Origin of the sequence: Diaphorobacter sp. LI3 (genome assembly GCF_022807955.1) — a bacterium.
GTDB classification, from domain to species: Bacteria; Pseudomonadota; Gammaproteobacteria; order Burkholderiales; family Burkholderiaceae_C; genus Diaphorobacter; species Diaphorobacter nitroreducens.
The window spans coordinates 3,979,267-3,999,282 of sequence record NZ_CP094346.1 but is presented as its reverse complement, the minus strand read 5'-3'; the positions used below and the strand labels follow the sequence as shown (position 1 = coordinate 3,999,282).

Genomic DNA, 20,016 nt, shown 5'->3' with positions numbered 1-20,016 from the left:
CACTTTTCAGGAGATGAGACCTATGTACGCTCACCGTCCATTCCCTAGCCTCCGGTTGTCCTCAGCCTGTGCGTTGCTGGCCCTTGCGGGTCTGGTGTCTCATGTGCAGGCGGAAGACATCGACATCTATGGCTCCCCGGCCGGTGGAGGAGCTTCCAACCTAGTCATTGTGTTGGATAACGCGGGGGCGTCCAACGGGAACGCAATCGTCGACTGCCCGACTTTTGCGCCGTCCGCCCCGTTTCAGCCGATCAATCGCAAGACGAACTTCGGCTACGAGGTCTGTGGACTCTACGGCGGACTGGTCGAGCTCGAGAAAATGCTGAACGCCAGAAAGGATGCCGATCCTACGGTGTCCCAGTTGCCGATGAATCTGGGGCTGATGTACTTCCCGCGTAGCGCTGGCGCTGTGAAGGACGGCGGTGAATTCGCACTTCCGGCGATGAGGTCCGGCCTCAGTGTCGACAACCTGGTTCCGTTGAGCCTCAGCGGAATCCAGCAATTCAAAGACCGGGTGGTTACGTTGAGCACGGGGACGGACCAAAGCAACAACAATCAGTTCAGCCAGGCGTTGCAGGAAAGCTTCGCGTTCTATAACGGCCTGCAAGGCCTGTCGGGAGTGCGGTATGGCAATCCCCCCGATGCTGCGGCGTGTACCAGGAACTTCGTCGTTTACATCACCCTGGCCACCAACAACCAGAAGCCGCAGGACGCTGGCGATGCTGCCAAGAACGCCCTCAGGAATTTGACGGGCTCTTTCACGGAGCTCACCCTTCCTTCCTATACGCAGCCCCATCCGCCCGGGGCCACCGCCAAAATCAATGGCAACTACCAAGCGGACCCGTCCGATGAATGGTCGAAGTTCATGGCCGTCGCCAAGGTGGGCGACAAACAGTACAACCCTGTTACGGCCTACACCATCATCCTGTATGACGGCAGCAACGCGGAGTACGAGCAGCTGATGGCCAACGTGTCCACGCAAAGCGGTACCAAGGTGTACTACGTGCCCTTGAACCGGCCGGATGGTCTGGCAGCCGTCTTTGGCGAAATTGCGCGGCAGGTCATGGCCGTCAACAGTGTGTTTGCTGCGCCGGTACTACCAGTGAGCGCAAACAGCCAGGGCACCTATGCAAACCAGGTTTTCATGGGTATGTTCCGCCCCGACGGCAGCGGCTTGCCGCGCTGGATGGGTAACCTTAAGCAATATCAGTTTGGCTTGGACGAAACCGACAAGAACAGCCCCGTGCTGTACCTGGGTGGAGCGGAGCTCCAGGCCAACGGCCAGCCCAAACCCGTTTTGAGCTCTGCGGGCACAGGCTTCCTGGACCCCAGCGCCATCAGTTTCTGGACCAGCAAAAACACCAACGAGCTTCCAGACAAGGCCGTCGCACCGAAGACGGAGGGCGGATTCTGGCTCAATGCCGTGGCGCGCCAAGGCGGGCTGGATGGATACGATCTGCGCGATGGCCACATCGTTGAGAAAGGCGGCGTAGGCCAGCAGATTCGCCTGGCTGCGCTCACGGACATCAGCAAGCGCAACGTCTACACATGCTTGGGGACCGGCTGCACTGGTGAGGCTGCCTTGAGTGGCATGAAGTTCGATGCGGGCAATGCAGCTATTACCAGCGCGGCGCTGGGAACGGCGGCTGCAGACGCCACAGCGCGCACCAACCTTATCAACTGGGCGCGCGGGGAAGACGTGGCGGTGACCCGTGCCGGTTCCGGCGCGGGACCGGAAATGAGCGCTCCACCCGATGCAAGCATCATCGTGCGCGGCTCCGTGCACGGCGATGTGCTGCACTCGCGCCCGGTAGTACTCAACTACCAGAACTATGGCACCGTCGTGTTCTACGGCGCCAATGACGGCACCTTCCGCGCGGTAAACGGCAACCAGCCCAACAACCCCACGAATACCGCGAAACCCATCGGCAATTGCAAACTGTCCACCACCTGTGCCATTGCCACCAAGGACGCTGCTGGCGCCAGCATCAATGTCATGCCCGGCGGGGAGTTGTGGAGCTTCGTTCCCGAGGAATTTTTTGGCGGTCTCAAGCGCATCTATGACAACACCGTGGCGTTGACCCTGGGCGAGCCCGCCAGCACCACGCGCCAGCCCAAGACCTATTTCTTCGATGGCTCGCCGGGCGTTTATCAGAACGGCGACACGGCCTATCTGTACCTGTCGGCCCGTCGTGGCGGGCGCCTGCTTTACGCGTTGGATGTGAGTGACCCAACCAACCCCAAGTTCATGTGGAAGATCACTCCGGCAACGACCGGTTTTGGCGAGCTTGGCCAGACCTGGTCGCAGCCCAAGGTGGCGACGGTGAAGGGACATGACGGCCCGGTGCTGATCTTCGGCGCCGGCTATGACTCCAACCAGGACAACGAGCCCGTTTCGGCCGCTGACAGCATGGGCCGCGGGATTTTCGTCGTGGATGCAAAGACCGGTGCACTGCTGTGGCGTGCGGGACCGGGCGGTGGCGCAGACCGGTGCACCGGCAATCCATGCTTGCTTTCGACCATGACCCACTCCATCCCCGGCGACATCACTCTCGTGGATCGTGACTTCGACGGCAAGATCGATCGCCTCTATGCTGCTGACATGGGCGGCAATCTGTGGCGCGCGGATTTGCAGCCGGACGGAACGGGCGCCATCAGCACCTGGAAGGCGTACCAGTTTGCAGCGCTGGGAGGCTCGGGCTCTCCCAAGCGCAAGTTCTTCTTCCCGCCCGATGTGGTCGTGACCAAGAACTTCGACGCCGTTGTGGCCGTTTCGGGGGACCGCGAACACCCCCTGCCCGCCAGCGAGTCCAACACGGTGGTGAACCGGTTCTACATGATCAAGGACACACAGGTAGGCGCCGATGGCAGTGGATGGGACGTCGTGCGCGACAACACGACGCCAGACACCCTGGTTGACGCCACGAATACCAGCTACGACGGTACGCAAAAGGGCTTCTACATTACGCTTGCCGGTGCGGGCGAGAAGGGCGTGAACGCCCCCACCACTTTCGGCGGTTCGGTATTCTTCGGCACCAATCGCCCGTTGCGCGCGACCTCACTCGTGTGCCAACCCAATCTGGGCGAAGCGCGTGGCTATTCGGTGAACTTCCTGACGGGGGTCAGGACATCCCGGGTCTTCGATGGAGGAGGGCTGCCACCGTCCCCGGTGGCGGGCATCGTCGAGATCGAGCGCTCGGACGGCAGCAAGACCAGTCAGCCCTTTGTGATCGGCGGTGGCGGTGGTCAGGCGGGCGATGGGCGGTCAGCACTGGGGGCAGAGCGGCCGGATCTCGGCATCCGTAAGAACGTGCGCCGCACTTATTGGAACCGGGTGAAGGACCGCTAAGCGCGATGGCCGTTGGCGTCATGTTCCCTGAACGCGCTGGAGTCTGACCTCGCTGGAACGAAGCCGCCCCGATGCGCGGGCGGCTTCAGCGGGTTGCTGGGATCGTGGTGTCCGGGCACCAGTTGCAATAAAAAATGCGATCAAACCCTTATGGGAAAAGCAGTGACAGCTACTGAATTAGGAGTGAACCTACGCTGCGGCGCCACGCACCACGGGCCGCACCGGGCCCAGGTGCGCCAACGGCAGCGCGCCGCCTGCCTTGACCTCGCCCAGCGAGAAGCTGGTGTGCATGTCCTTCACGTTGGGCAGGTTCAGCAGCACGGTGCGTGCGAACTGCGAGAAGCTGTCCAGGTCGCGCGCCACCACCTGCAGCTCGAAGGTGCCGGTGCCGCTGATGTAGTGGCATGAGACCACTTCGGGGATCTGGGCGATGGCCTGCTCCATGGCCAGCGTCAGGTCGCCGGTGTTGCGCTCGGCGTCCAGGCGCACGAACGCCAGCACGCCCAGGCCGATCTTGTGGCGGTCGATTTCCGCGTGATAGCCGCGGATGTAGCCCGCTTCCTCCAGGGCGCGTACGCGCCGCCAGCACGGTGCAGCGGACAGGCCTACGCGTTGCGCCAGCTCGGCGTTGGTCAGGCGCGCCTCGGCCTGCAGCTCGCGCAGGATGGCGATGTCGTATTTGTCCAAGGTTTCCATTTTTGGATTGTTTTAAGAAAGAAGCTTTCGCGCATCAGGGTAAACGCGGCAAATAAAGCAAACACATATCGGTGTCTCGCGCATACACTGCGCAGATCGGGTGGCGCCCACACGGCACCGTCCCGCACGCCGCGCCCAACAGAGGCGGCGGATCACAGAACCCACGGAGACAAGACATGAATGCCCCGCTGCCCGAACACGTCCGCCGCGCGCTGGAGACGGTCACCCTTGAGGACAAATACACCCTGGGCCACGGCCGCGCCTTCATGAGTGGGGTGCAGGCCCTCGTGCGCCTGCCCATGCTGCAGCGCCAGCGCGATGCCGCCGTGGGCCTGAATACCGCGGGCTTCGTGAGCGGCTACCGTGGCTCGCCCCTGGGCGGCTACGACCAGGCCCTGTGGGGCGCCCGCAAGCACCTGGCGGAGCACCACGTGGTCTTCCAGCCCGGCGTGAACGAGGAGCTGGCCGCCACCGCCGTCTGGGGCACGCAGCAACTGGACATCTACCCCCAGTCCAAGAAGTACGACGGCGTCTTCGGCATCTGGTACGGCAAGGGCCCGGGCGTGGACCGCTGCTCCGACGTGTTCAAGCATGCCAACATGGCCGGCACGGCCCGGCATGGCGGCGTGATCGCGGTGGCGGGCGACGACCACATCAGCAAGAGCAGCACGGCGGCGCACCAGAGCGACCACATCTTCAAGGCCTGCGGCCTGCCGGTGTTCTTCCCCAGCAGCGTGCAGGACATTCTGGACATGGGGCTGCATGCCTTTGCCCTGAGCCGCTTCTCGGGCCTGTGGTCCGGACTCAAGACCATCCAGGAGGTGGTGGAGTCGTCCAGCAGCATCTCTGTGGACCCCGACCGCGTGAAGATCGTCATGCCCGAGGACTTCACCATGCCGCCCGGCGGGCTGCACATCCGCTGGCCCGATGCGCCGCTGGAGCAGGAGGCGCGCCTCATGGACTACAAGTGGTACGCGGCACTGGCGTACATCCGCGCCAACAAGCTCAACTACAACGTGATCCAGGGCCCGCAGGACCGCTTCGGCATCATCGCCAGTGGCAAGGCGTACAACGACACGCGCCAGGCACTGGTGGACCTGGGCCTGGACGACGACACCTGCCGTCAGCTGGGCATTCGCGTGCACAAGGTCAACGTGGTGTGGCCGCTCGAAGCCACCATCACGCGCGACTTCGCGCAGGGGCTGCAGGAGATCCTGGTGGTGGAGGAAAAACGCCAGGTCATCGAATACCAGATCAAGGAAGAGCTCTACAACTGGCGCGCCGACGTGCGTCCCAACGTGCTGGGCAAGTTCGACGAGATCGAGGGTGACAACTCCGGCGGCGAATGGAGCATGCCCAATCCCAGCCAGAACTGGCTGCTGCGCCCCAAGGCCGACCTGACGCCGGCCATCATCGCCAAGGCGATCGCCAAACGCCTGAAGAAGCTGGGCGTGCCCGAGGACATCGTGGCGCGCATGGACGCGCGCATCTCCGTGGTGGAGGCGCGCGAACGCGGCCTGCTGGAGGTGAAGACCGACACCGGCGAGCGCATGCCGTGGTTCTGCAGCGGCTGCCCGCACAACACCAGCACCCGCGTGCCCGAGGGCTCGCGCGCCGTGGCCGGCATTGGTTGCCACTACATGGCCAACTGGATGCCCGACCGCGCCACGAGCACCTTCACGCAGATGGGCGGCGAGGGCGTGACCTGGGTGGGCCAGGCGCCGTTCACCAAGGACAAGCACGTGTTCGCCAACCTGGGCGACGGCACCTACTTCCACAGCGGCCTGCTGGCGATTCGCCAGAGCATCGCCTCGGGTGCGAACATCACCTACAAGATCCTCTACAACGACGCCGTGGCCATGACCGGCGGCCAGCAGGTGGGCGAGCGCCCCGAAGGGCATTCGGTGGCGCAGATCGCCCACAGCCTGCGCGCCGAGGGCGTGGTCCGGCTGGTGGTGGTGACGGACGAGCCCGAGAAGTACCACGGCCGCACGCACCCGGCCAACGCCGCGCGCGCCGGCCACCCCGAGCTGCTCAACGACCTGCCGCCGGGCATTGAGGTCTTCCACCGCGACGAGCTGGACCGCATTCAGCGTGAGTTTCGCGAGATCGCAGGCTGCACGGCCATCATCTATGACCAGACTTGCGCGACTGAGAAGCGCCGCCGCAGGAAGCGCGGCCTGCTGGCTACACCCGCGAAGACCGTGGTCATCAACGAGCTGGTGTGCGAGGGCTGCGGCGATTGCTCAGTGCAGTCCAACTGCCTGTCGGTGGAGCCGGTGGAGACCGAGTTCGGCCGCAAGCGCCGCATCAACCAGAGCACCTGCAACAAGGACTATTCCTGCGTGAAGGGCTTCTGCCCGAGCTTCGTCACCGTCGAGGGCGGCCAGCTCAAGAAACCCAAGAAGGAGAAGAAGGGCGACCTGTCCACGATGGCGCCCATCCCCGAGCCGGTGCTGCCGGCGGCCGAAGCCGCGTGGGGCATCGTCGTGGCTGGTGTGGGCGGCACGGGCGTGATCACCATCGGGTCCCTGCTGGGCATGGCCGCGCACCTGGAGGGCAAGGGCGTCATCACGCAGGACGCGGCGGGCCTGGCGCAAAAGGGCGGCTCCACCTGGAGCCATGTGCAGATCGCCAACCGCCCCGAGGCCATCCACACCACCAAGGTGGACACGGCCAAGGCCGACCTGGTGATCGGCTGCGACCCCATCGTTGCCGCGAACAAGGCCACGTTGGCCGCCATGCAGCCGGGGCGCACCTTTGTCGCCCTCAACAGCCACGGCACACCGGCCGCGGCCTTTGTGCACAACCCCAATTGGCAGTTCCCGGCTGACGGCTGCGAGGCCGCCATCGCACAGGCCGTGGGCGCCGAGTTGCTGGGTGTGTTCGACGCCGAGCAGGTGGCCAGCCAGTTGCTGGGTGACAGCATCTACACCAACCCGCTGATGCTGGGCTATGCGTGGCAAAAGGGCCGCGTGCCGCTGTCCCACGCCGCGCTCATGCGCGCCATGGAGCTCAATGGCGTACAGGTGGAGAACAACAAGGCCGCCTTCGAATGGGGACGCCGCTGCGCGCACAACCTGGCCGAGGTGCAGGCGCTGTTCCAGGCCGCGCAGGTGATCCAGTTCGTGAAGAAGCCCGGCTTGGCCGAGATGGTCGCCAAGCGTGTGGACTTCCTCACGGGCTACCAGAACGCCGCCTATGCGGCCGAGTACCAGGCCTTCGTGGACAAGGTGCGCGCGGCCGAGGATTCACTGGGCCAGGGCACGCGCCTCACTGAGGCGGTGGCGCGCTATCTGTTCAAGCTGATGGCCTACAAGGATGAGTACGAAGTGGCGCGGCTGCACACCGACAAGGCGTTCACCGACAAGATCGCCGCGATGTACGAAGGCGACTACAAGCTGGTGCACCACCTGGCGCCCCCGCTGCTGGCCAAGCACAACGACAAGGGTGAGTTGGTCAAGCAAAGCTACGGACCCTGGATGCGCAAGGCCTTCGGCGTGCTGGCTCGCATGAAGGGACTGCGCGGCACGGCGCTCGATGTCTTCGGTCGGACCGAGGAGCGCAAGACCGAGCGCGCGCTGATCCGCGAATACCGCGCCTGCATCGAGGAACTGCTGAAGGGCCTGACGGCCGAGCGCCTGGCGCTGGCGGTGGAGATCGCGCGTATCCCTGAGGACATCCGCGGCTACGGCCATGTGAAGGAGCGCCACCTACAGGCCGCGCGCAAGAAGTGGTTCGCGCTCATGGACCGCTGGCGTGCCCCACACGCGGGTGCGCCCCGCCAAGTGGCCTGAGACGGTGGGCGGGCCTGTCATGCCCGCCCATTCCTTCTGATCCCGCCCGCGGCCTGCCCGAGGGCAACGCGGTCGTTCACGCGTTCTGAGGAATGGGCATGCCGGCCACACTGGACGGGCCTTCCTGCCCGGCCGGCGGGTCGGCCAGCTGCACGCGGCTGACCGGCACCGCCAGCCGCATGCCCAGCGCCTGCAGCCGGCCCAGCAACGCCAGGTTGATGCGCTGCTGCAGGTCCATGTAGAGGTTGTAGTCCGGGTCTTTGACGATGTAGACCACTTCGTAATCGAGCGAGCTGGCGCCAAATCCCTTGAAATGCGCGCGGTCGAAGCGCAGTTGCGGTTCGGCCTCGATGATGTCGCGCACCGCTTGTGCCAGGGCCTGCGCCTGCTCGGGCGAGGTGTCCTGCGCCACGCCAAAGCCAAACACGATGCGGCGCTCGCGCATGTGGCGATAGTTGTTGATGGTCTGCTTGAGCAACTCGGTGTTGCTCATCACCACCTGTTCCCCGCTCAGGGCGCGGATGCGCGTGGTCTTCACGCCCACCTGCTGCACGGTGCCTGCGATGGGACCCACGACGATGAAGTCGCCCACCTCGAAGGGCTTGTCCACCGCGATCGCCATGGAGGCGAACAGATCGCCCAGCACGCTTTGCACCGCCAGCGCCACCGCAATGCCGCCCACGCCCAGGCTGGCCACGAAGGCGGTGATGTTCACCCCCAGGTTCGAGAGGATGGCCAGCAGCACCGTGGCCCATACCAGCGTGCGCAGCCCCCAGGACATGAGCGTGGCCGAGGCGCTGATCTGCCCCGTGCCCGCGGCGCCATGGTGGCGCCGGTAGCGCTCGACCCCCAGACTGATGGCGCGCGTGCCCCACAGCCCCAGCTGCACCGCCACGGCCAGGAACCAGAGCTGGCTCACACGGTCATGCCAACGCCCGGGCAGGTCCAGCATGCCGGTGCCCACCAGCAGTGCCGCCAGCAGGATGAGCAGACGGCTGGTTCCGGCGAGCACCTGCGCCAGCAGGCTTGCCGCGCCGGCATCGCCGCCGCCGGATTTGCGGTCGGCATGCGCGACGGCCCAGCGCAGCAGCAGCGTGAGCGCCAGGTAGATGCCCATGGCGGTGGCCGCCGCCGCCAATACTTCGGCAGCGGACATGCCCCAGAACCACTCTGTCTCCAGCCAGGCGGATACCGATGCGAAATCCATGGAAAGCGTTTCCTTTCTTGACACGGGGGTGGGAGGGAAGGGGCCGCGGCGCGGCGCCGGCCGCCGCGGGCGGCACACAGGCATGCTACGAAGCCCTGCCAGGCGCCGGCGTAGGCCCAGGCCGACGATGTGCGCGTCGCATCCGATGCATTAACCGCCCCTGGTCCGGGGCTTTATGCTATATATGTGATAGCTGCTGGCGCTTGCTGGACGGGCGTTGCAAGGTGTTTTGATACTGAATTCCAGAGGGCGCCCGCAGCCCGCCGGCCGCCGGTGCGCGCAGCCCTGGCCGGCAGCCCCCCGCATACAATGGCCGGCTCACCGCCCGCAGGCCCTGGCGCCTCCCGGCGGAGCCCCTTTGCACCTATTACTACCAGTGGAGTTCTTCCCGTGTTGATTTCTTCTGCTTTTGCACAGACCGCCCCCGCCGCAGCCGCCGAGGCCGGCCTGATGGGATCGCTCACCAGCATGCTGCCGCTGGTGCTGATGTTCGTGGTGCTGTACTTCATCATGATCCGTCCCCAGATGAAGCGCCAGAAAGAGCACCGCGCCATGATCGACGCGCTGGCCAAGGGCGACGAAGTGGCCACGGCCGGCGGCTTGCTGGGCAAGGTGGCGGGCCTGAGCGAAGGCTACCTGCAACTGGAGATTGCGCCTGGCGTGCAGGTGCAGGTGCAGCGCAGCGCCGTGGCCCAGGTGCTGCCCAAGGGCACGGTCAAGTAAACCGTCCCAGCTGTAGGCCCACGGGCCTTGTTATGAGGGCAGTGCTGCGCCGCATCCCGCGGCCGCTGCCCCGCATGGATTGAAGAGCGCGATCATGAACCGTTATCCGGTCTGGAAGTACGCGATCCTGGTGATCGTGTTGCTCATTGGGGCCCTGTATACCCTGCCCAACTTCTTTGGCGAGGCGCCTGCGGTGCAGGTGTCGTCGGCCAAGGCCACGCTGAAGGTCGACGCCGCGGTCCAGCAGCGCGTCGAGGACGCGCTGAAAGCCGCCAACGTGGCCTCGGACTCCATCGTGTTCGACGGCAACTCGGTGCGCGCGCGCTTTGACACGCCGGACAACCAGCTCAAGGCCAAGGACGCGATCGAGAAGGCCCTGATCCCCGACCCGAGCGATCCTTCCTACATCGTGGCGCTGAACCTCGTGTCGCGCTCGCCCGACTGGCTCACCGCGCTGCATGCACGGCCCATGTACCTCGGCCTGGACCTGCGCGGCGGCGTGCACTTCATGCTGCAGGTGGACATGCAGGCGGCGATCACGAAGAAGATCGAGTCGTACGCAGGCGACCTGCGCAGCGCGCTGCGCGAGAAGAACATCCGGCACGGCGGCATCGGCCGCGAAGGGCAGGCCGTGGACATCCGCGTGCGCGACGAGGCCACGCTCACGGCGGCACGCAACCTGATCGCCGACCAGTTCCCGGACCTGGCGGTCGTGAGCAGCGCCGACGGCGACGGTATGCGCCTGCGCGCCACCATCAAGCCCGAGGCCCTGCGCAAGGTGCAAGAGCAGGCCTTGAAGCAGAACATGGTCACGCTGCACAACCGTATCAACGAACTGGGCGTGGCCGAGCCGGTGATCCAGCAGCAGGGCCTGGACCGCATCGTGGTGCAGCTGCCCGGCGTGCAGGACACGGCCAAGGCCAAGGACATCCTGGGCCGCACCGCCACGCTGGAAGTGCGCATGGTGGACGAGGGCACCGAGGCGCGCGCCGCCGAAATGGGTACGGGCCCCGTGCCGTTCGGTGCCGAGAAATACCTGGACCGCAACGGCCAGGCCGTGATCGTGAGGAAGCAGGTCGTGCTGACCGGCGAGAACCTCACCGACGCGCAGCCAGGATTCGACGGCCAGACCCAGGAGCCCACCGTGAACCTCACGCTGGACGCCAAGGGCTCGCGCATCTTCAAGGACATCACGCGCGAGAACGTGGGCAAGCGCATGGCCATCGTGCTGTTCGAAAAGGGCAAGGGCGAGGTGGTGACCGCGCCCGTGATCCGCAGCGAGATTGGCGGTGGTCGCGTGCAGATCTCCGGCCGCATGACCACGGCCGAGGCCAACGACACCGCACTGCTGCTGCGTGCCGGCTCGCTGGCCGCGCCCATGGAGATCATCGAGGAATACACCATCGGCCCGAGCCTGGGTGCCGACAACATCGAACGGGGTATCCAGTCGGTGGTCTGGGGCATGGTGGCCATCGCGGCCTTCATGTGCGTGTACTACAGGCTGTTCGGCGTGTTCTCCACGATCGCGCTGGGCGTGAACGTGCTGCTGCTGATCGCCATCCTGTCGATGCTGCAGGCCACGCTGACCCTGCCCGGCATCGCCGCCATGGCCCTGGCGCTGGGCGTGGCCATCGACTCCAACGTGCTGATCAACGAGCGCATCCGCGAGGAACTGCGCGCTGGCGTGGCCCCGCAGGCGGCGATCGCCACGGGCTACGAGCGCGCCTGGGCCACCATCCTGGACTCCAACGTCACCACGCTGATTGCGGGCCTGGCGCTGCTGGCCTTCGGCACGGGGCCGGTGCGCGGCTTTGCCGTGGTGCACTGCATCGGCATCCTGACCAGCATGTTCTCGGCGGTGTTCTTCTCGCGTGGCCTGGTCAACCTCTGGTATGGCCGCAAGAAGAAGCTCAAGAGCGTGTCCATCGGCCAGGTGTGGAAGCCCGAGGGCGATGAGCACCGCTCGGTGGCTGCCCGCGGCAACAGCAACTAAGAAAGGGGAAAACCATGGAGTTTTTCCGCATCAAAAAAGACATCCCGTTCATGAAGTACGCGTTGGTGCTCAACGCGGTGTCTTTCATCACTTTCGCGCTGGCGGTGTTCTTCCTGGTCACGCGGGGCCTGCACCTGTCGGTGGAGTTCACGGGTGGCACCGTCATGGAGGTGGCCTACACGCAGACGGCCGACATCGGCAAGGTGCGCGACACCGTCGCGGGCCTGGGCTATGCCGACGTGGTGGTGCAGAACTTCGGCACCTCGCGCGACGTGATGATCCGCCTGCCCGTGCAAAAGGGCGTCACCTCGGCCCAGCAAAGCGAGCAGGTGCTGAGCGCGCTGAAGGCGCAGGACCCCGAGGTCACGCTGCGGCGCACCGAGTTCGTGGGCCCGCAGGTGGGCGAAGAACTGGTGCACAGCGGCCTGATGGCGCTGGGCATGGTGGTGCTGGGCATTGTGATCTACCTGGCCTTCCGCTTCGAGTGGAAGTTCGGCGTGGCAGCGGTGATCGCCAACCTGCACGACGTGGTCATCATTCTGGGCTTCTTTGCGTTCTTCCAATGGGAGTTCTCGCTGTCGGTGCTGGCCGGCGTGCTGGCCGTGCTGGGCTATTCGGTGAACGAGTCGGTGGTGATCTTCGACCGTATCCGCGAGGCCTTCCGCAAGTTCCGCAAGCTCAACACGCATGAGGTGATCGACCACGCCATCACCTCCACCATGAGCCGCACCATCATCACCCATGCCTCCACCGAGGCCATGGTGCTGTCCATGTTCTTCTTCGGGGGCCCCAGCCTGCACTACTTCGCACTGGCGCTGACCATCGGCATCTTGTTCGGCATCTACTCGTCGGTGTTCGTTGCCGCGGCCATCGCCATGTGGCTGGGCGTCAAGCGCGAAGACCTGGTCAAGGCGCCGACCCGCAAGGAAGGCGACCCGGCCGACCCGAACTCCGGCGCCGTGGTCTGACGATGCGCGTGCGCAGCCGCCTTGTCCGCGTGCCGATGCAAAGGCCGGGGCGCGACAGCGGCTGGGGCTAATATCGGAGCCCTATGGATTTTTCGCCCACTTCCACTGCCCACCGACGGCTGGCCCACCTGGCCCGCCAGCGTTTCGTGGAGGGGCTGTGCGCCGGCTTGCCGGCGCTGGACAAAACAGTCCATGACTTCCTGACCGAGTTGATGGGGCAGACCGCCACGCAGCGCGACATGCAGTTGCGGCGCGATGCCTGGATGGGCCATCAGGCCCACCGCAAGACCTGGGTGGAACACCTGGGCCGGGCCTGGCGTGAAAGCCTGGCGCCCCCGCCCGTCACGGGGCGCGGCACCCTCAACGCGTCGAAGGCGTTCGATGGGCTTGAACTGCTGGGCGACGACGTGCTGGAGAACAAGATCATCGCCTCGCGGATGGCGCTGACCCTCACCGAGCATGTGGCCGCTCCCTTCGATGCCGCGCGGCAGCGCACACAGCATCTAGAAGGCCGTGAGCTGGCCGGCACCGATATCCTGCGCCCCGAAACCCTGTGCCTGCATCTGGTCGAGCAGTGGGTGGAGGTGGGCCTGCAGCGCGACCATTTGCAGATGGTGATCGACCCGCTGCAGCGCGAACTGGCGGCGCTGGCGCTGGCGCAGTATCAGGCCCTTGTGAAGCTGTACGACGAACAGGGCGTCGTGGCGCAGGACGACCTGCGCGCCCGCGTGCGCCGCGCGGCCGCCGGCCCCAACACCGGCAGCCCCGCCGAGCCGCCGCCCGCGTCCGATCCCGTGGGGCTGGCCTCGCAGGCATTGCAGCAGTCGCGCGCCGCGCTGGGGCGGCCCACGGAATTTGCCCCCACGCGCCAGGCGGCGTCGGCCTTCATGCCTCCGCCCCCCGGCATGCGCGGGCAGCCGGCGATGGCCGGCATGGGCAGCCCGCTGGTGCGCGCGCGCCAGCGCGCCCAGGGCGTGATGGTGCAGCTGCGGCGCTTGCTCACGCAGCCCACCACGGGCTACGACATGGTCAAGGCACCCCCCGCGTCCGCGGCGCTGGCCCATGCGCTGGCGGCGCACCGCGTCTCGGCCGACAGCTACTACAGCGACGTGGCCACGCTGGTCGAGGACTACAGCCCACAGGCCGTGGTCCGCGTGGCGAGCGCCGTGCGCGAGCGGTCCGTGGAGTTCAAGAAGAAGGCCAGTACCGCCAGCGAGAAGGCCATCATCGAGGTGGTGGCGCTGATGTTCCAGAGCATCCTGAGCGAAGACCGCATCCCGCCCTCGGTGCGCGTGTGGTTTGCACGCCTGCAGGTGCCGGTGCTGCGCGTGGCGCTGGCCGAGCCCGAGTTCTTCAGCAACCTCACGCACCCCGCGCGCCAGCTCATCGACCGCATGGGAGCCTGCGTGCTGGGCTTTGACGCCAGCTCCATCAACGGCAGCGCGCTGGAGGCCGAGATCCGCCGCATCGTGCAGGTGATCGAGCAGTACCCCGAGACCGGCCAGCGCGTGTTCCAGCTGGTGCATGACGAGTTCGAGAAATTCCTCGCCAAATTCCTCACCGAGAAGCAGGGCACCTCGCGCATCGTCAGCGTGGCCCAGCAGGTGGAGCAGCGCGAGACGCTGGCGATCCAGTACACCATCGAGCTGCGCGCGCTGCTCAAGGACATGCCGGTGCGCGACGAGATCCGCGAGTTCTTGTTCAAGACATGGGCCGAGGTGCTGGCGATGTCGGCCGTGCGCGACGGGGCCCAGCATGCCAGTACCGCCGCCTTCAAGCGCGCCGCGGCCGACCTGGTGTGGGCGGCGGGCGCCAAGCCCAACCGCGCCGACCGTGCGCTGGTCATCCAGAACCTGCCGGCGCTGCTGCAGAGCCTGCGCCAGGGGCTGGCGCTGATCGGCGTGGCGGGGCCCGAGCAGGACGCACAGATCAAGGGAATCACCGACACGCTGGCCGACGCTTTCCTCTCCAAGACGGCCTCGATCCCGCAGGCGCACATCGATGCCATGGCCAAACGCCTGGCGAACCTGGAGGACTACATCGGCGACGAGGCGCTGGGCGACATGCCGCTGAGTGCGGACAACATCGAGATGCTGCTGGGCATCGACGCCTCGTCCATCCACGTCATCGCCGACAACGGTGCGCCTGTGCAGGACGACATGGTGGCCTGGGCGCAGCAGCTGCCGCTGGGCACCTGGTTCACGCTGGACCACAACGGCGCGTCCACCCAGGTGCAATACGCCTGGCACAGCCAGCGCAAGCAACTGCACCTGTTTGCCACGCGCGATGGCGGCAGCTACCTCATCCAAATGCGCCGGTTGGGGGCCTACCTGCAGGCGGGCCTGCTGGTGGCGCAGGAGGAGGAGAGCCTCACGCTGCGCGCCACGCGCGATGCGCTCACCAAGCTGGACGCCAACCCGGAGCGCCTGCTGGGTTGAGCGGTCGCGCCGCGGCCCAACGCGCACAACGGGGGCCGGCTGCGCACAGCCGCGCCGCGGGCCTCAAGCCTCTGGCAGGTCCATTGCGGCGCTGAAGCCATCGCGCGTATTGCGCGGCCTGGCATTGCACGACGGCGCGGCGTTGCGGGGTGCGACCGGTGGCGGACTGCGCGTCGACAGCTGCTATGGATGACATAGCTTTGACGCTGGACAGCAGCGCGCCAAGCCTCGTTCTATTCCCATTCATCACTACCCCGCACCACGCGGCGCACCACGTCGGCGGCGAAGCCACGCGTGGCCAGAAAGCGCATCTGGCGCGCACGCTCCTGCGGCGTGTCGGCGGGCTGGTCGCCAAAGCGCTGGCGCCAGACGGCCCGGGCGCGCTGCAGTTCGGTGCCCGTCAGCTGGGCGGCGGTGCTGCGCACCAAATCCTCGTCCAGCCCCTTGCGCCGCAGCTCCTGCAGCACGCGCTGGGTGCCGAAGCGCTCCGCGCGGCGGTGCACCACGGACTCGGCCACGCGCTCTGCATTGATGAAGTCGCGCGCCTGCAGCTCGTCCAGCAGCGCCGGCAGATCGTCGCCCTCCTGCACGTGGCGCGCCAGCTTGGCCTGCAGTTCGGTGCGCGAATGCTCGCGCTGGGCAAGCAGGCGCAGCGCACGGCCCTTGAGGGAGAGGGCGGTGAATCCCATGAATGCTATTGAAAAAAGAGCTTCCAGCGCTTGATGGTCAAGCGCTGGAAGCAGATTTCGTTCAAAAACCCCGGTGCGCGGTTACGCTTCGATCTCGCCCGTCTTGTCGGCCTTCTTGCCGCGCGCAGGCTTGTCTTCGGGCAGGTCGGCCGCCGGGCTCGCGTGGCCCGTGGGCAGCAGTGCGATGCCCAGGCTTTCGCGCACCTTGTTCTCGATCTCCACGGCCAGGCCGGGGTTCTCGCGCAGGAACTCGCGGGCGTTGTCGCGGCCCTGGCCGATCTTTTCGCCGTTGTAGGCGTACCAGGCGCCACTCTTTTCCAGGATGCGCGCGTTCACGCCCATGTCGATGATCTCGCCCTCGCGCGAGATGCCCTCGCCGAACAGGATGTCGAACTCGGCCGTCTTGAACGGGGGCGAGACCTTGTTCTTCACCACTTTCACCTTGGTCTCGTTGCCGATCGCCTCGTCGCCCTTCTTGATGGTGCCGGTGCGGCGGATGTCCAGGCGCACCGAGGCGTAGAACTTCAGCGCATTGCCGCCGGTGGTGGTCTCGGGGCTGCCGAACATCACGCCGATCTTCATGCGGATCTGGTTGATGAAGATGACCATGCAGTTGGTCTTCTTGATGGTGGCGGTGAGCTTGCGCAGCGCCTGGCTCATCAGGCGTGCCTGCAGGCCGGGCAGGGCGTCGCCCATCTCGCCCTCGATTTCCGCCTTGGGCGTGAGCGCGGCGACCGAGTCCACCACGATCAGGTCCACGGCGCCCGAGCGCACCAGGCTGTCCACGATCTCCAGCGCCTGCTCGCCCGTGTCCGGCTGGCTGATGAGCAGGTCGGTGAGCTGAACGCCGAGCTTGCTGGCGTACTGCACATCCAGCGCATGCTCGGCATCCACGAAAGCGCACTGGCCGCCTTGCTTCTGCATCTCGGCGATGACCTGCAGCGTGAGCGTGGTCTTGCCCGAGCTTTCCGGCCCGTAGATCTCGATCACGCGGCCGCGCGGCAGGCCGCCCACGCCCAGGGCGATGTCCAGGCCCAGCGAGCCGGTGGAGACCACCTGGATGTCCTCAATGGCCTCGCCCTCGCCCAGGCGCATGATGGTGCCCTTGCCAAACTGCTTTTCGATCTGCGCGAGGGCGGCTTGCAGGGCCTTGGCCTTTTCGCTGTTGACGGCGGTTGCGTTGCCTTTGACGGTGGCGTCCATGGAATGCTCCTTCGGGTCGGGGTCACGGTGAAATCGTGTGCCTGCCTGGAAACTGTTTCCAATGACAGGCTGGATGCTTGAACAGTAGTTTATGGGCGGTTGGTGCGTTATCCAATCAATTTTTGGTCAGTTTGGCTGACAATGTGCGGATGACCGCTCCCCCCAACCCCGATGACCGCTGGCGCCAGACCCACCTGGGCCGCCTGCTGGGCCATGCCATGCGGCGCTTCGATGCGCGCGTGCTGCAGCTCATGGCCCGCGACGTGCAGGTGCCGCTGGCGCTGTCCAACCTCGCGGCGCGCGACCAGGTGAGCGCCGCGCACATCCACATCACGCGGCATCTGTCGCTGCAGGGGGACCGCCTCACCGACCTGGCCGAGCGCGCGGGCATGACCAAGCAGTCCATGGCCGCGCTGGTGGAGCAGTGCGCGGCCTGGGGCCTGGTCACGCGCGAGCCCGATCCGCGCGATGCGCGTGCGCGCCTGGTGCGCTTCACGCCCACGGGACTGGCGTGGCTGCAGGCGTTTCGCGCGGCGGTGGCGCAGGCCGAGGGCGAGTTCCGCGCCGAGGTGGGGCAGGACGTGGCCACGGTGGTCGCGCTGGGTCTGGAGGCCTACGCCGGCGGCGAGGGCACGGCGGCCTAGAATTCAGATAGAGCGCAGGCCGGCGCACGACAACCAGGAGAGACACCCCATGCGCATCCTCATCGCCGAAGACGACCAGGTGCTTGCCGACGGGCTGCTGCGCACGCTGCGCGGCTCGGGCGCCGTGGTGGACCATGTGGCCAGCGGCACCGAGGTCGATACCGCGCTCCTGACCAACAACGAGTTCGACCTGCTGATCCTCGACCTGGGCCTGCCCAAGATGCACGGCCTGGAGGTGCTCAAGCGCCTGCGTGGGCGCGGCTCGGCGCTGCCGGTGCTGATCCTCACGGCGGCCGACAGCGTGGACGAGCGCGTGAAGGGCCTGGACCTGGGCGCCGACGACTACATGGCCAAGCCGTTCGCGCTGTCGGAGCTGGAGGCGCGCGTGCGTGCGCTCACGCGACGCGGCATGGGCGGCACCAGCAGCGCCATCCGCCACGGGCCCCTGGTGTACGACCAGGCGGGCCGCGTGGCCACCATCGACGGCAAGATGGTGGAGCTGTCCGCGCGCGAGCTGGGCCTGCTGGAGGTGCTGCTGCAGCGCGCCGGCCGCCTGGTGAGCAAGGAGCAGCTGGTGGAGCGCCTGTGCGAGTGGGGCGAGGAGGTGAGCAACAACGCCATCGAGGTCTACATCCACCGCCTGCGCAAGAAGATCGAGCGCGGGCCGATCCGCATCGCCACCGTGCGCGGCCTGGGCTACTGCCTGGAAAAGATCCCCAGCTGACGGGACCCGTGGATGCTCTGTTATTGATAGCTGTTTGCGCTTGATGCATAAGCGCTAGCGGCCAAAAACACCCACCACCTTGAAAATCTTCCAGCGCGAGCAGCGCTCCCTCTTCGGCGAAATCCTGGACTGGATGCTCACGCCGCTGCTGCTGCTGTGGCCGGTGAGCCTGGCGCTGACCTGGCTGGTGGCCCAGGGCCTGGCCAACAAGCCCTTCGACCGCGCGCTGGAGTACAACGCCCATGCGTTGGCGCAGCTCGTCACGGTGCACGACGGCAAGGTGCTGTTCAACCTGCCCCAGCCCGCCAGCGAGATCCTGCGCGCCGACGAGTCCGACATCGTCTATTACCAGGTGCTTTCGCCCACGGGCGACTACCTGTCGGGCGAACGCGACCTGCCGCGTCCGCCGCCCGAGGAGCAGGCGTTCTCCGGCGAGGTGCGGCTGCGCGACGCCGAGCTGCGCGGCATCGACATCCGCGTGGCCTACATCTGGGTGCGCGTGCCGCTGGAGGGCGCCCCCGCCGCGCTGGTGCAGGTGGCCGAGACACGCGCCAAGCGCAGCGTGCTGGCCACCGAGATCATCAAGGGCGTGATGCTGCCGCAGTTCGTCATCCTGCCGCTGGCGGTGCTGCTGGTCTGGCTGGCACTGGCGCGCGGCATCAAGCCGCTGCACCAGCTGGAGGAGCGCATCCGCGCGCGCAAGCCCGACGACCTCTCGCCGCTGGACCACAAGGCCGTGCCGATGGAAGTGGCGCCGCTGGTGGATTCGGTGAACGACCTGCTGCGCCGCCTGTCGGAATCCATGGCCACGCAAAAGCGCTTCCTGGCCGACGCCGCGCACCAGCTCAAGACGCCCCTGGCCGGGCTGCGCATGCAGGCCGACCTGGCGCAGCGCGAGGGCACCAGCACCGAGGAGCTCAAGCAGTCGCTCAAGCAGATCGGGCGTTCGTCCATCCGCGCCACGCACACCGTCAACCAGTTGCTGGCGCTGGCGCGGGCCGAGGGCGGCAGCGCCGTGGTGCAGCGCCAGCCGCTGGACCTGGCGCGGCTGGTGATCGAGGTGGTGCGCGACAGCGTGCCGCGCGCCATGGACAAACACATCGACCTGGGCTACGACGGCGTCGAGCCCGGCACCAATGGCGTGTGGATGGACGGCAACCCCACGCTGCTGAAGGAACTGGTGCGCAACCTGGTGGACAACGCCATCAACTACACCCCGTCCAGCGCGCAGCAGCCCGGCGTGATCACCGCGCGCGTGCTGCCCGACCCGTTCAGCCATGTGCTGCTGCTGCAGGTGGAGGACTCGGGCCCCGGCGTGCCCGAGGCTGAGCGCGAACTGGTCTTCCAGCCCTTCTACCGCGCGCTGGGGACGGACGCCGACGGCTCCGGCCTGGGCCTGCCCATCGTGCGCGAGATCGCGCGCCAGCACGGTGCCGAGGTGGAGCTGGAGGACGTGCGCCCCGGCGCGGCCATGCCCGGCGCGCGCTTCAGCGTGCGGTTCGCGGCACGCGAATCGGGGCCATAGCGCTGCCGCTGTCCGATGCTATCGATAAAATAGCTGCTTGCGCTTGATGGGCAAGCGCTG

Annotated in this window: 13 protein-coding genes; 9 read left to right on the top strand and 4 right to left on the bottom strand. The window is 66.6% G+C overall.

The window, feature by feature from the left end:
• Window positions 1–22 precede the first annotated feature (22 nt).
• Window positions 23–3,349, top strand: a complete 3,327-nt coding sequence (locus MRB47_RS18655) for a pilus assembly protein (protein ID WP_252101443.1) — start codon at window positions 23–25, stop codon at window positions 3,347–3,349.
• A 189-nt stretch (window positions 3,350–3,538) separates the two neighbouring features.
• Here MRB47_RS18655 and MRB47_RS18650 read toward each other — a convergent pair whose 3' ends face one another.
• Window positions 3,539–4,045, bottom strand: coding sequence for an Lrp/AsnC family transcriptional regulator (locus tag MRB47_RS18650; protein ID WP_011807092.1), 507 nt, complete (start codon window positions 4,043–4,045; stop codon window positions 3,539–3,541).
• Between the two features lie 176 nt (window positions 4,046–4,221).
• Here MRB47_RS18650 and MRB47_RS18645 point away from each other — a divergent pair, with 176 nt between their 5' ends.
• On the top strand, window positions 4,222–7,842 hold the full coding sequence (locus tag MRB47_RS18645; RefSeq protein ID WP_252101442.1) for an indolepyruvate ferredoxin oxidoreductase family protein: 3,621 nt from the start codon (window positions 4,222–4,224) through the stop codon (window positions 7,840–7,842).
• A gap of 76 nt (window positions 7,843–7,918) precedes the next feature.
• Here the strand turns inward: MRB47_RS18645 and MRB47_RS18640 are convergent, their stop codons facing one another.
• Window positions 7,919–9,049: a mechanosensitive ion channel family protein gene (locus tag MRB47_RS18640; protein WP_252101441.1), complete on the bottom strand. Its 1,131-nt coding sequence runs from the start codon at window positions 9,047–9,049 to the stop codon at window positions 7,919–7,921.
• A 390-nt stretch (window positions 9,050–9,439) separates the two neighbouring features.
• Here MRB47_RS18640 and yajC point away from each other — a divergent pair, with 390 nt between their 5' ends.
• The 4 genes from yajC to MRB47_RS18620 all read left to right on the top strand — a co-directional run bounded on the left by yajC (window position 9,440) and on the right by MRB47_RS18620 (window position 15,171).
• Window positions 9,440–9,772, top strand: coding sequence for a preprotein translocase subunit YajC (gene yajC / locus MRB47_RS18635; RefSeq protein WP_015914577.1), 333 nt, complete (start codon window positions 9,440–9,442; stop codon window positions 9,770–9,772).
• Window positions 9,773–9,866: 94 nt separating this feature from the next.
• Entirely contained in the window at window positions 9,867–11,765 is a 1,899-nt protein-coding gene (gene secD / locus MRB47_RS18630) for a protein translocase subunit SecD (protein WP_252101440.1), read from the top strand.
• Between the two features lie 14 nt (window positions 11,766–11,779).
• Entirely contained in the window at window positions 11,780–12,733 is a 954-nt protein-coding gene (gene secF, locus MRB47_RS18625; protein ID WP_011807087.1) for a protein translocase subunit SecF, read from the top strand.
• An 83-nt stretch (window positions 12,734–12,816) separates the two neighbouring features.
• Window positions 12,817–15,171 carry a DUF1631 family protein gene (locus MRB47_RS18620; RefSeq protein ID WP_252101439.1) on the top strand — a complete coding sequence of 785 codons (2,355 nt, stop codon included), beginning with the start codon at window positions 12,817–12,819 and terminating at the stop codon, window positions 15,169–15,171.
• A 233-nt stretch (window positions 15,172–15,404) separates the two neighbouring features.
• Here the strand turns inward: MRB47_RS18620 and recX are convergent, their stop codons facing one another.
• Together recX and recA are read right to left on the bottom strand one after the other, a co-directional pair.
• Window positions 15,405–15,860 carry a recombination regulator RecX gene (gene recX / locus MRB47_RS18615; RefSeq protein ID WP_252101438.1) on the bottom strand — a complete coding sequence of 152 codons (456 nt, stop codon included), beginning with the start codon at window positions 15,858–15,860 and terminating at the stop codon, window positions 15,405–15,407.
• Between the two features lie 81 nt (window positions 15,861–15,941).
• Window positions 15,942–17,063, bottom strand: a complete 1,122-nt coding sequence (recA, locus tag MRB47_RS18610) for a recombinase RecA (protein WP_011807084.1) — start codon at window positions 17,061–17,063, stop codon at window positions 15,942–15,944.
• Between the two features lie 149 nt (window positions 17,064–17,212).
• On the opposite strand from recA, the gene MRB47_RS18605 reads away from it, so the two are divergent.
• From MRB47_RS18605 to MRB47_RS18595, 3 genes are all read left to right on the top strand, one after another.
• Window positions 17,213–17,707 (top strand): MarR family winged helix-turn-helix transcriptional regulator, encoded by a 495-nt coding sequence (locus tag MRB47_RS18605; protein WP_252101437.1) that lies wholly within the window; start codon window positions 17,213–17,215, stop codon window positions 17,705–17,707.
• A gap of 49 nt (window positions 17,708–17,756) precedes the next feature.
• On the top strand, window positions 17,757–18,431 hold the full coding sequence (locus MRB47_RS18600; protein WP_015914572.1) for a response regulator transcription factor: 675 nt from the start codon (window positions 17,757–17,759) through the stop codon (window positions 18,429–18,431).
• 79 nt (window positions 18,432–18,510) lie between these two features.
• Window positions 18,511–19,956, top strand: a complete 1,446-nt coding sequence (locus MRB47_RS18595) for a sensor histidine kinase (protein ID WP_252101436.1) — start codon at window positions 18,511–18,513, stop codon at window positions 19,954–19,956.
• Window positions 19,957–20,016: the final 60 nt, after the last annotated feature.